At 47.3% G+C, this 12923-nt stretch carries 11 protein-coding genes; 3 read left to right on the top strand and 8 right to left on the bottom strand.

Features of this window, described 5'->3' with window-relative positions; translation table 11 throughout:
- Positions 1–59: 59 nt before the first annotated feature.
- Positions 60–1967 carry an alpha-galactosidase gene (locus CZ360_RS06190; protein ID WP_077533297.1) on the bottom strand — a complete coding sequence of 636 codons (1908 nt, stop codon included), beginning with the start codon at positions 1965–1967 and terminating at the stop codon, positions 60–62.
- Between the two features lie 157 nt (positions 1968–2124).
- Complete coding sequence (locus tag CZ360_RS06185) at positions 2125–4041, bottom strand: alpha-galactosidase (protein ID WP_077533296.1); 1917 nt, start codon at positions 4039–4041, stop codon at positions 2125–2127.
- 291 nt (positions 4042–4332) lie between these two features.
- Between CZ360_RS06185 and CZ360_RS06180 the strand changes: the two genes are divergently transcribed.
- Positions 4333–5076: an IclR family transcriptional regulator gene (locus tag CZ360_RS06180; RefSeq protein WP_159438138.1), complete on the top strand. Its 744-nt coding sequence runs from the start codon at positions 4333–4335 to the stop codon at positions 5074–5076.
- A complete protein-coding gene (locus tag CZ360_RS06175) occupies positions 5073–6104 on the top strand; it encodes an aldose epimerase family protein (protein WP_077533294.1) in 1032 nt (343 codons plus the stop codon). The genes CZ360_RS06180 and CZ360_RS06175 overlap by 4 nt, the downstream gene beginning before the upstream one ends.
- A 338-nt stretch (positions 6105–6442) precedes the next feature.
- Here CZ360_RS06175 and CZ360_RS06170 read toward each other — a convergent pair whose 3' ends face one another.
- The 5 genes from CZ360_RS06170 to istA form a co-directional block, all read right to left on the bottom strand.
- Positions 6443–6865, bottom strand: a complete 423-nt coding sequence (locus tag CZ360_RS06170) for a nuclear transport factor 2 family protein (protein WP_456085451.1) — start codon at positions 6863–6865, stop codon at positions 6443–6445.
- 28 nt (positions 6866–6893) lie between these two features.
- On the bottom strand, positions 6894–7337 hold the full coding sequence (locus CZ360_RS06165; RefSeq protein ID WP_077533293.1) for a GNAT family N-acetyltransferase: 444 nt from the start codon (positions 7335–7337) through the stop codon (positions 6894–6896).
- Between the two features lie 184 nt (positions 7338–7521).
- The gene (locus tag CZ360_RS06160; RefSeq protein ID WP_077533292.1) at positions 7522–8094 is read right to left on the bottom strand and encodes a zinc ribbon domain-containing protein; all 573 of its coding nucleotides are present in this window, start codon (positions 8092–8094) and stop codon (positions 7522–7524) included.
- A gap of 213 nt (positions 8095–8307) precedes the next feature.
- The gene (locus CZ360_RS06155) at positions 8308–8988 is read right to left on the bottom strand and encodes an ATP-binding protein (protein WP_077533291.1); all 681 of its coding nucleotides are present in this window, start codon (positions 8986–8988) and stop codon (positions 8308–8310) included.
- Positions 8972–10453, bottom strand: coding sequence for an IS21 family transposase (gene istA, locus CZ360_RS06150; protein WP_077533290.1), 1482 nt, complete (start codon positions 10451–10453; stop codon positions 8972–8974). The genes CZ360_RS06155 and istA overlap by 17 nt, the downstream gene beginning before the upstream one ends.
- A 199-nt stretch (positions 10454–10652) precedes the next feature.
- Here istA and CZ360_RS06145 point away from each other — a divergent pair, with 199 nt between their 5' ends.
- Positions 10653–11876, top strand: a complete 1224-nt coding sequence (locus CZ360_RS06145) for an ATP-binding protein (RefSeq protein WP_077533289.1) — start codon at positions 10653–10655, stop codon at positions 11874–11876.
- Positions 11877–12183: 307 nt separating this feature from the next.
- On the opposite strand, the gene CZ360_RS06140 is transcribed toward CZ360_RS06145, so the two are convergent.
- A complete protein-coding gene (locus CZ360_RS06140) occupies positions 12184–12603 on the bottom strand; it encodes a hypothetical protein (protein WP_077533288.1) in 420 nt (139 codons plus the stop codon).
- Positions 12604–12923: the final 320 nt, after the last annotated feature.

Genomic DNA, 12923 nt, shown 5'->3' with positions numbered 1-12923 from the left:
TTTTAGGTTCTAAAAGAGGTGTTTTCTATGCCTTTTCTTATGAACGAAAAAGTATACTTTCAATTCAATTCGATTACTTCTGAGCTTTCCTCTACTCCGCTGATCCGCACCCCCTTCTCCATTAAATCCTTCCCGCTCATGGTAACTGTATCCCCGCGGTCAATATAGTGAACTTGATACAGGCGCTCCGGCACCAGGCCTTTCAGGCAGATCTGACGATCCTCTCCTGCCGCGCCTTTCAGCTTGAAGGCAAAAACATATGCGCTTCCATCCTCAGCGATATATTGGAATGCCGGGCAGCGTTCTCCTCCGCCCCGATGCAAAGGCTGCTTGGTTAAGCGGTACATCCCGCCGCACATCATATATTTTTTCGAGATAGACTTGAAAAATTCAATATGCTCTTTCAGGCGTTCCCTGCACCATTCCGGCCAGGCTGTTAAATCATAAGAGAGACCAACGGATGACACCATTCCACATCTAATATAATAATCAAACTGGGTCTGGCTCATATGCTCGGAAATAGGATTCTGCGGTTCTTCTTTCCCGTTATCCCACTCCAGCATCTGAGACTGTGGGAAATGATAACATCCCACTGGATGAATAAAGGAGGTCGCTCCCCAGAACGTTTGAAGATGCTGGTCAACATAATCCGGGTCGGACAGGAAGGTAAAATGCATCCTGCTTAAAATCCCAAAGTCCATTCTTAAGCCGCCGGAACTGCAGTTTTCCAGTACCAGCTCCGGATAGCGCCGATGGATAATTTCTAAGAACCGGTAATAACCCTGATAGTGGGCGTACAGCCCGTCTCCGGCGCCATGTCCATGGTCAGTCCGGTTGCATCCGGACATCGGGTCAAGGTTAAAGTCAAATTTGATCCAGTGAGCGCCGTATTCGGTAACTAGTTTATCTACAACGCCGATCGCCCAATCTACCGTATCGGGATTCCCCATACAAACGTACCCTAAGGATTCCCCATTCCGCTCTGCAATCAGATCCGGCCGCTTTTGGTTTAGCTCGGCTCCAGGGCCGACTGCTTCGATTTCACACCAGATGCCAAATTTGATGCCCTCGCCGTTAATTGCTTCGCCCAGGTATTTGATCCCGTGCGGGAACTTGCCTACATTCTCAATATCCCAGTCTCCACGAGTCTGCTCCCAAGCCTGGCCGCTTCCGAACCAGCCCGCGTCCAGCATAAAATTCGGAATGCCAAGACTACTGGCAATTTTCGCATTGTCGATGCATCGGCCTTCGTTGATCAAAATATCCCGGAACGGCCACCAGGAATTATAGCATACCGGCAGGGTATCAAGCTTTTCCTTATCAAGGAGGCTGATATATTTCATGAAATACTGCCGCATACCGTAACAGGCTTCTTCCAAGCCTTCTCCGGAAAACGATATGTAAACTTCAGGAGTAACAAATTCCTCTCCCGGTGCAAGATCAAGGTAAAAGTCTCTGCTGCTGATTCCCATTTTGACGAACAGCCCCGGGCCATCCAATTCCTGCCGCTTAGCAGCGGCCTGCCAGTTCCCAGACCAGCCGATATTCATGCTGATAAAACCGCTCTCACACTCAAGGCCCAGCCATGGCGCATAGCCCTTATTGCTTCTGCCCGAGATTACCTCAATAAAGAAAGGATCTGAAAGCTCCGCAGCCATCGGCGTAAACTCATCACCCCAAAACGAAGTATAATAATGAAGCCTTGCCGGGCTATCTTCCACCACGACTCCGATATCCGCTCCGCTAAGCCGAACCGGGCAGTCTGTTTGATTCCTAAGCTTCAAATAATACTGCCCCACACCGGTTTTCTTGTCCGCCAGCTCATGCAGCTCCGCAGAAACGCTATGCCGGGACATATCCTCAGTATAAATCCGGTGAATCCGGGTACCGTCATCCAACTCTGAATTTAATTTTGGAATGCTGCTCCATGTTGCCTGGTCGACGCATGCCGTATAAGCAAATCTCATAGTGCACCCTCTTTTGAAGTTCTTATTTATGAACTAAATATTCTTTTATGAACACATTATAGCGCGTTTTGATACAAAAGTCAAGTTTTTAATCTAGTTTTTACACTTTTTAAACTCTTTTTATATTCATATTGCTCAAATTCTAGCGATTCAGAACTTACCGAACTTCGATAATTTCCGAGCTTTCCTCCATGCCGCTGAGCACAACGCCTTTTTCCATTAGCTCCGCACCGGTCGTGGTAAATTCATCCCGGCGGTCTACATAACGGACATGATAAAGCCGGTCAGGTTCCAATCCCTTCAGGCAGATCCGGCGTTCTCCGCCTGCGCCCTTCAGCTTATAAAGGAATACATACGCGCTGTTATCCTTCGCATTAAATTGGTAGGCCTGGAATCGGTCTCCCTTGCCATACCGCAGCGCCTGGCCGGTCAGCCGGTACATGCTGCCGCACAAAATATAATCCTTGGATATGGATTTGAAGAAATCAATGTGTTCTTTCAGGCGTTCTTTGCACCAGTCTGGCCAGCTTGGAAAATCATAAGACAGCCCAAAGGTTGACATCATGGCGCTGCGGATATAAAAATCGAACTTAGTCTGGCTCATATCTGCTGTGATCGGATTACGCGGCTCCTCTTCACCGTTGATGCCGCCGCAGGATTCCGATTGAGTAAAATGATAGCAGCCAGCAGGATGAATAAAGGAGGTCGCGCCCCAAAAGGCCTGGAAATGGTTATCCACATAGTCCGGGTCAGAGAGGAAGGTGAAATGTGTTCTGGCCAGGACACCGAAGTCCATTCTCAGCCCGCCGGAACAGCAGTTCTCCAAGATCAAGTCCGGATAACGCTGATGCAGAGTTTCCAGGAACCGGTAATAGCCCTGATAGTGGGCATACAGCCCATCCCCTTCGCCATGTCCATGATCGGTGCAGTTGCATCCCGAATTCGGATCCAGGTTGAAATCAAATTTAATCCAGTGCGCTCCATATTCGGTAACCAGCTTGTCAATAACGCCGAGCGCCCAATCGACCACCGCAGGGTTCCCCATGCAGACATAGCCCAGGGATTGTCCGTCCCGCTTTGCAAGGAATTCTGGATGCTCTTTGTTGAGCTCTGCATGATCACCAACCGCTTCAATCTCACACCAAATCCCAAATTTCACGCCGGTTTTATTAATTGCTTCTCCAAGATAATGAAGTCCATGCGGAAAATCGTCAAGATTTTCAATATCCCAGTCGCCGCGTTTCTGATACCAGTTGATTCCGTCCGCGTTATTGCCAAACCAGCCCGCATCCAGCAGGAAGTTGGTAATTCCTAAATCCTTTCCGATCACTGCGTTTTGGATACATTTATCTTCATTGAGCAGTTGATCCTCATAGCACCACCAGGTATTATAGCAAACCGGCAGAGAATCCCATTTTTCCTTGTCGATGATGCTGACATAATCGATAAAATACTGGCGGGTGCCGAAGCAGGCATCCTCCATACTATCCTTCGCAGCAGAAATATAAACCTCAGGCGCCTCAAATTCTTTCTGCGCAGGAATATCAATATAAAAATCATTGCTTCCAATTCCCATACAGACAAACAACGCCGGATCGCCAAAAAGGCGGCGATAGGTAGTAGCCTGCCAGTTACCGGACCAGCCGATATTCAGACTGACAAAGCCCTCAGCACATTCTAAACCTACCCAAGGGGCAAATCCCTTGGAGCTTCTTCCGGATAAAACGTGAATGGCGTGGGTTTCCGTCAGAAGCATATTTAATGGATCAAACTCACGCCCCCAGTTGGAAGAGAAGTAATGAAGCTGTGCCCCGCCATTCTCTACTGCCACTCCTACATCTGCTTTGCTGATGCGGATCGGACGGTCTAAGGTGTTTTTAATTTTCAGGCAGCATTTTGCCGCGCCGGAAACCCGGTCGGCAAATTCATGCAGCTCTAACAAAACGCCGGACAATTCCTCCGGTGTTTCCCGATAGATCCGATGCAGGCGTTTTCCCTCCGAATGCTCTTCACACAGAGTTGGAATTCCCCGCCAAACAATCTTGTCAACACATACGGTATAAGCAAATCTCATAGCATCTGCGCCTCCTATTAGGTTCGTATATATGTACTAAATATTTTTTTATGAACCTTATGCGACAATTATAATCCCTACCCATTAGAATGTCAAGTGTTTTTTATATTTTCGCCTTGATTCCCAACAAAATTATGTCCAATATGCCGAATAACTGATTTCCCCTTTACAAAAAACCAGTAGGAATCTCTGAAAAAATATTTCTCAGTTGATTTTTTAAAGTTTACAAGTATAATAAAAAGTAATACCGGATGGAATATGCAGTTAATGGAAGAAGGGACTCAAAAACTCATGGAAGTCAAAAACCACAGAATGCTGGAAAAAGCGTTACAGATGCTGGAATATATTGCGAATCAGCCGGACGGCGTTTCCCTGATCGATATCTGTTCCCAGCTTAGTATGGCCAAAAGCAGCGCCTATGTCCTGCTGATGACCTTTGTAAACATGGGATATGTCAAGAAATCAACCAACAACCGTTTTATCATCGGAATGAAGCCGTTTGAAATCGGTTCAAAGTTTGTCGAAAATAATGATTTTTCCCTCTATTCGCGCGATGTCTTAAAGGAATTGGTAGATGCCGTAGATGAAACAGCACATCTCGCGGTTCTAGACGGCTCAGACGTCGTTTATCTGAGCAAATGCGACTGTTCACATGTAGTACGGATGTCATCCAGCGTGGGAAAACGGATTCCCGCCCATGCTACCGCATTGGGCAAGGCGCTTCTTTCCGGAAAGACAGATGAAGAAATCCGGGAGATGTACTCCGGCGGAATGCGAAAAATCACCGCGAAAACCATTGACGATGTCGATATTCTGCTCCAGCAGCTAAACGAAACTCGTCAAACCGGATTTTCCTATGAGCAGGAGGAATCTACGCTTGGGGTACAGTGCATTGCTGTACCGGTTAAGGAGCATTCCGGCAGCGTTTACCTTGGCCTAAGCCTTTCTGTTCCAATCATCCGCAAGGATTTTAACTTTGACCTGATGAAGCAGCCCCTGCTGGAAGCAAAGCTGAGATTGGAACGGGTATTATGATGAGACAGCAGCTATTTGGTAAAACAAACTCCGGTTTTCCGGTCTATAGCTTTTTGCTGTCAGACACAGACGGTATATCTGTCACGGTCTGTAACTACGGATGCCGGATTCTCCGGCTGTCAACGCCAGACCGTAATGGCTTTTCCAAAAATATTGTGCTGGGATATGACCAGTTTCCCCTGTATGAAAGGGATGCCAAGTACGCAGGCGCTGCTGTCGGAAGAATCGCCAATGTAATCAGCAATGCACAGTTTGAGATGGACGGGGCAGTCTGCCGGCTTACGAAAAACGACTCTCCCCATCATCTTCATGGCGGAATCCAGAGCTTTTCCAATATAGTTTGGGATGTTCTTGAACAGTCTGATCATCGGATTGTATTTTCCCATCGGTTCCCCGGCGGGCTGGACGGATATCCCGGCAATCTCGATGTAAAAGTCATCTATTCCCTGCCTGGGAACGGAGCGCTCCATATCCGATATGAAGCGGTATCCGACCAAAAAACCCCAGTCAGCTTTACCAATCATTCTTATTTTAACCTGGATGCCGATTTTAACCGGGAGGTTACGGACTACTTGGTTCAAATCGAAGCAGAGCGGTATCTGGAATTATCACAACAGGCTCTCCCGACCGGCGCCATGATGTCAGTCGATGGCTCCATCTTCGATTTCAGAAAGCCTAGAACCTTGGAACACATCGGAGATTCCACATTGCAGAACACCAGAGGGTATGACCACACCTTTTTGCTGTCCGGGAGCGGAATGAGGCAGGCGGCATCTGCCTATTCCCCTTATACAGGCCGGCGGATTCGGGTATATACCGATCTTCCCGCGCTGCAGTTTTACACCTCAAATTTCCCGGAAGAGGCTCTAATCCTAAATGACGGCGTGCCGGACCGCATCCATAATGCAGTTTGTTTTGAGACGCAGTATGCGACTGATTTTGTCCATCATACCTCTTTTCCCGGCAAGTATCTGCTGCCCGGAGAACGGTATTCCTCTGAAACAATTTACCGTTTTGATGTAGTTTAGTTTGGAATGATTGCCAAAAGTAAATCCCCTCGAATCAAAAGATTCGAGGGGATTTATAATTCAGGTCAAAAAATGCACTCCACAAGACGAGGAGTGCGTTTGAAGCGCGGCAGCCTTCCGCTAATAGGGCATAAACAAAAGCCTCGAACACAAACGACGTGTCGAGGCTTTTGACTGCGAGAGAGCGACCAAAGGGTCAACAAACAGGGGTAAGAACGACCAAAAGTACACCTGTAACAATTCGATAAGTGATGTGTTATCAATTTTATCCGTTCATCTGATATTGAAATTTCACTACGCAGCAGTCTGCTCCCCTTTTGTTTTTGCCTTCAAAAGAATTAAAACCATAGCGTTTCCGTAGCTTCAAACTGCGGCTGCGACCCACTGGCATAGGGATCATAACGATGCGCATTGCATCCGAATTCCTGCAAGGATATGATCCGCCCATCGGAATCCCATGTGATTAGTGACATTCCATCAAAAGCATTTGCTTCTTCGCCGCACATCTGATATCTGAAATACCATTGCACGACGGTCTGATTTTCTTTGTGGAAGAATTGATGAATATCCCATTGCATAACGGAACCCCGCGTATTCCATTCGTCAAACCACAGCTTGATTTTCTCTGCGCCGTGATATTCAGGCCCCCAGCTTTCGGTATAGACTGCGCTATCAGCAAAAATTTCGTTAATGACCGAACTGTTTTTCGTAAGCCACATATGGAACCATTTGCGAATTGTTTCTTCTCTTTTCTCTATCATGTCATTATCCCTCGACTATCGTTCGCATTTATAGTTTCTTTTGCAGATACACCATATCGACCAACTGCACACCGCACTCGAAGATCGGATGATCATAGTTGCCCATGAAAAAGTTTTTGATGCTGTGGGAACGGACAAAGCCGCACTTTTCGTAAAACGGGACAGTCAAAGGACTGTCGCCGGTGCCGACCTGAAGAATGGAATAACGATCACAATAGAGTTCAGCAATGTAATTTATCATAGCTTTGCCGTAGCCCTTACCCTGATGGGCAGGCTCCGTTGCGAGGCTCTTGATCTCCAGAATGCCGCCGCCCTCGTCGGTGACAACGCACTCACATTTCACACCATCCTCTATCAGAACATACATCGTTCCCCGGTCAAGATACCGGTCGATCATATCCTCCTGCTCGTCGGCAAGGAGCAGGAGAGGCAGATATTGCTTTTTGTTTTCTTTGACTTCGTTAATTTCCAACCTTACACCCTCGCCGTAACTCATAGATTTTTTCCGAAGGCTCGAATCTCATCCAGTTTCTTTTTCGATTATTCCTCGTTGACCTTCCGGGTTTCTTATCATAGCATATAAATGTGAATTTTTCAACGAAACGAAAAAGTACCCTCGACGGTGGTTCTGTGACCACTGCCGAGGGCTTTCTGCTTTATTCGTAGTCCTTTTCGATGCTGACACCGCATTTGAACTGTATCTCTATGCCGCTGTCACTGACGATGATCTGTTCCATCAGTTGCTTGAGAATGGTGCTGTCATCTGCACTCATGATACTGCCGTCTTTGATGTGCTGCTCGAATGCGTCCAGCCAGGCCTTGACCTCTGCATACCGTGTTGCTACGGATTTCTGTTCTTCCTGCTGGGCTTCCAGCTCCTGCATTCGCTGGCTGTATGCCTGTATATGTGTTGCATAGTCCGTTGCGCTGACGCTGAAGCTCTGCTTTGCCTTATGCAGGGCGAGGACGGCTTCCTGTACCTCGATGATCTCCTGCTCGATGCGATTCATGGCATCTGCGTTTTCGGGTTGCATGACCAGCCCTGCGCTTTCACGCACCGCTTCCATGATATCCTCGGCATCCTCGATCATATCGCTGATCGCTGCGAGGTAAGTGCGCTGCAGTATATCTTCTTTCACATGGTGACTGTCGCAGACCGCTCTGCCATTTGATATCCGATTCGTACAACCCCACTTCTTGATTTCCCGATTTTTCGCGCGTGACCCCACGCCCGTCTCGGGGTAAATACCCCCAGAGATTTGACCTCCCCCTCCGGTTAGGCGAATTTTTGACAAAAAAGAGAGACTATCAATCTTTTCGTGGCAAAAAATAAGAGGTGTGGGAAACCGGTATTTATATTTCCTCCAACATTTGTCGGTTATTTTCAAGTTTTTCGGTTTTACTTTTTAATGGCAAACGGCCACGGTTTTGCTCCGTGGACATTAGGTCAGCCGTACAAGCTGACTGTTGTTAGTTAGCTTCTCCGTAAGCGTCTGCATTAGGTGCCGATCCGTGACGGTCAGCGACCAGTCGGAAAGCTCACGGTTGGTAATGTAAATCATGCTTCTTTCTTCCTTGAGGAAGTTCACCGCCCGATAAAACAGCGGTAGGTCCTGATCGGATAGGGCGACGTACATAATCTCGTCCAGTATGATCAGGTCTGCGCTCAGCATATATTTGAATTTACGGCTGCAGCGCTCTACGTGATCTTTGTTTCGGATGATGTCCAGGAACTCATCGACGTTGCAGTAATACACCCGATGGCCGGCTTCCAGTGTCAGTTCTCCCAGATGCACTGCCAGAGACGTTTTGCCTGTATCGCAGCGGCCAAGCAGAATCAGGTCCTCAGCCTTTTCGATCCAAGCTAGGTTCTCTAACTGCTGGATGTGCCACGCAATGCCCTTGTTCAGGGTCTCTATGGAAAAGGCCTTTCTCGGCAGGTGACTTTCCTTGCGGCGCTTTGCGATAGCACTTTTCTCTCGTTCTGCCAATTCTGATTCTAGTATATATTTCAGATAGTCCAGATTCGACAGAGATTCTTTTTGTAGGTTGACTACGCCACCAGCAATATTAGCGAGGCTAAGTTTGCGTGCCAGTTCTTGCAGTTCAGTAATACCTGCCATCTTGCTCCCTCCTAATCTCATAGGCTCTATTCCGGTTGCGGTAGTATGCGTTTTTCGATAGGTGCTTCTTAGCAAATTCATCTCCGTATCGGAAGATGAGGAAGGCCGTAACCTCCTGAGAACTGCAAATGCCAACCTTGAGGCAATACTCCATGGCTTCCGCCACCTGCTCAACGGAGTACATATTGGACAGAGCGATGATTCTGCCGCATTGAATGTTCTTGTACCGCGGCTCAAGCTCGGTCAGTTTCTCGAGAAAAGGCTCCAACGCGTCGCAAGCTTCGAATATGTATCGGATTTCGTTGGATTTCACAAAATCCCGTTTTGTCTCGTCACCGTGATAGGCTGTCACGCCGCAGTCTTCTTTCTTGGGGCATTTGTGGAGCAGTGTGCCGGTAGCGGCCATGTAGAATAGCAGCACGCCGTTTTCTTCCTCCACGCGAATTTGGTCGTACTGCTTCCCCTTGCTCCGAGGCAGTTCGTACACGCTCCAATCTACGGCAACGGTGTACTTGTCTGATACGCTACGGATAAGAGTGTCATCTACGTGGGGTGCGTTCACCGGCTCCAGATGCCGAATTTCCTCTCGGAACAATTCCCGTGGCGGTTTTCGTGTGCGCAGATTGGTCGTTCCGTTGGCCTCCGTATCCAGCCATCGCAGAGCGGCACTGTTCAGGGAATCGATGCCAGCGAAGATTCTGCCCTGCAGGAAGCTCTCCTTGACGTAGCGGACGAAAGTTTCAACCTTGCCCTTGGACTGAGGATCGTGGGGTCTGCACAGGCGGACGCTGAAGCCTGTACTTCGGACAAAGTTCTCAAACTTCGGCACCAGCAGAATGTTGCCGAAATTCTCGCTTCCCACAAACGCCCGATCCTGATCGTACATAATCATGCATGGCCTGCCGCCGAAATACTGAAACGCGTATTCGTGGGCTCGAATGGCTGTTTCCGTGGTAAAGGGCTCCCGGCTGAAATACAGGAAGTGCATCCTACTATAGGCCAACACCATGCAGAAGAAGTACACCCGCACCGGCTGCCCGTAGATATCTTTCATGCGGTATTGCCCGAAGTCCACTTGGGCCTCATACCCCGGTGGCGATTCCTCTCGCGGGGAAGTGACTCTGCCGGTAAATTGCAGGAAGCCCGTTTGCTCCCGCAGCTGCTTCATATAGCGGTAAAAGGTCCGCTTGTTGCAGTGAAAATCCGGAAATTCCTCTTTAAGACGGTATAGCAGATTCGTCTCTCGAATTTGCGGGCAGACGCGCAGAATACTCAGGATGAACTCCCGATATTGATCCATGTAGGGGGTATTGCCGCGGATGAGCTGGTCAAAGGTTTTCTCGTCTGTGTTCCACCATTTACGGACGCTGACCGCAGAAAGATTCAGCTTTTGCGCGATCCCTGTTCCGGTAAAGCCTTCTGCCTTCAGCTGCCGGATTGCTGTGTATTGCTCTTTGGAAATCATGTTGTTTTACCTCCTTAAATTTATTTGATTCCAAAGCTCATCTGTACACAATCATATACACCACCTCCTTCAAGGGGATTATATCATATTTTCTGTTATTTATGCAAAAATACGATTATATCGTATAACAGCCTTGACAGACGTTTCGGTTTATGCTAAAATACGATTGAATCGAATATTTGCCTAAGGAGGTCCTATCATGGCTTATATCAAACGAGATATTGAGGATAAAATTCTTGCTCTTTCCAAAGAATATTCTTGTATTTTAATCACCGGTCCGCGTCAGGTGGGTAAAACTACTGTTCTGCGGCAGCTCATGGACGACAGCCGTGAGTATGTAACATTGGACGACATGGAAGAGCGCAGCCTTGCCAAGCGCGATCCTGCTATGTTCCTGCAAATGCATTCTACCCCAATCATGATCGACGAAGTGCAATATGCGCCCGAGCTTTTCTCCTACATCAAGATGGAGATTGACAAAGGCGCTGCTCCCAGCACCTATTGGCTTACCGGTTCGCAGGCGTTCAAGCTGATGGAACTGGCGCAGGAGTCCCTTGCCGGTCGTGTAGCGATTCTGCATATGTCCAGCCTCTCCCAACACGAGATTTATGGGTCAGGTGATTGTACGCCGTTTACTCTGGAGCTGGACGCGCTGAAAGCGCGAGAGAAAACAAATGCGCCTGCGGATATTGCGGAAATCTATGACCGCATCTGGAAGGGCTCTATGCCCGGTCTTGCCAGCGGCAAGTTCTCTGATCGGGACGTGTTCTATTCCAGCTATTTGCAGACCTATATTGATCGCGATGTAAAAGAGCAGGTGCAGCTTGCGGATCCGCTTCTGTTCCGTGATTTTGTCCGCGCCGCCGCCTGTCGGGCAGGACAAATGCTCAACACCCACGATATTGCGCAGGATGTTGGCGTATCCGATGACACTGCTAAGCGATGGCTGCAGGTGCTTGAAAAATCCGACGTTATTTTCTTCCTGCGTCCCTATTCCAACAATCTATTGAAGCGTACCGTTAAGACGCCTAAAATGTATTTTTTTGACACAGGCTTAGTCGCCTATCTCACGCGGTATTCCTCTCCTGAGATTTTAGCCAATGGCGCAATCAATGGTGCTATTTTGGAAAACTTTGTCGTCTCTGAGCTGCTCAAATCCTACCACAACAACGCCAAGGAATGTCTGCTTTGGTACTACCGTGACAGCAATTCCAACGAAATCGACATGGTAATCGAAAGCGATGGTATGCTCCATCCGATAGAGATCAAGCGCTCCGTCAATCCAGGCAGTGAACTGATCAGCGCCTTTGTTCACCTTGACAAAGCCTCTATTCCTCGCGGCAATGGCGCGATCCTTTGTATGCGGCCGAAGCTGTCTGCCATCAATTCCGAAAACTATATTGTTCCGATCTGGATGATCTAACCGCACAATGGTGCCGGGCAACACGTTTGCTCGGCGCTTTTTATTTCCCCTATATAACCCCTTCATAAAAGGCCATCGGTGAGAATGTTATAAATAACTGAACAACTGCATATCTCTGATTCTTTTTCTGATAAAATCGCGTATAAGGAATAATATAAAAGTTACGCGAAATTGGTTCGTACTGACTCAGAAGTTCAGCGCGCAAAACGGCACCGCAACATTTCTGCTGCGATGCCGCTGTGTCAATGTTTTTGCTGTCTTCAGTTCCACATCGGAACGATGCAAGTATTATCGGAACTATACAACGTCAATTACTATAAATTTCTTCCTCGTGCTCGATAAACCGATGGAAAATGTTTTCCAGTTCATCTGTGACATCATCAAAGTCTTCCTCAACAGAATTCCAACAGTATATAGTAACTATGCGATACAGGTTGATGTACATATTAACGAATATTGTCATCATGTCACCAACGAAAACAGAGCTATGCATTTTCATATAAAACGATGTGCCATGTGAATAATCGCTCAGCATCTGAAAGCCATGATATTCTACACCGCCTTCTTCGCCAATCAGTTTGCAGATGTTTTCGAAAGTGAATTGCTTATTATCATTGATTTTATATGTCCAGCCGTATTGTTCCTGGATATACGCTTTCTTCCTGCCGGGTTGCTTGGTATAAAAAGCCTCTGGAATATCCAAATCTTTATATAGTCCTTCAAGCATGTCCAATTCTTTCTAGGTTGGAGTGCGTCTTGATTTATAAATAGTGCTTCTGTATGAATATGCCCAATAATACTTCCACAAATCTTCATTGTTGACGATGATATCTAAACAAACGAGATTCTCCAGAATGGCTCTGTTAATCATTTTAACTGCATGGAAATGCCCCAGCAAGACATTGTCATATGCCATCTTGCTATAATCAACTATTGTTTTCGCGAACGAATAGCATATTCCTTCATATGACCATGTATTATTAACAACTTGCTTTTCTATGGCCTTTTCCGAAATATTTATTAGGCGTTTTATCAATTTAATCTCGC

Source organism: Massiliimalia massiliensis (assembly GCF_900155615.1).
In the GTDB taxonomy this organism is placed as follows: Bacteria; Bacillota; Clostridia; order Oscillospirales; family Ruminococcaceae; genus Massiliimalia; species Massiliimalia massiliensis.
The sequence above is the reverse complement of the archived record's forward strand: the minus strand, read 5'-3'. Positions and strand labels throughout refer to the sequence as shown.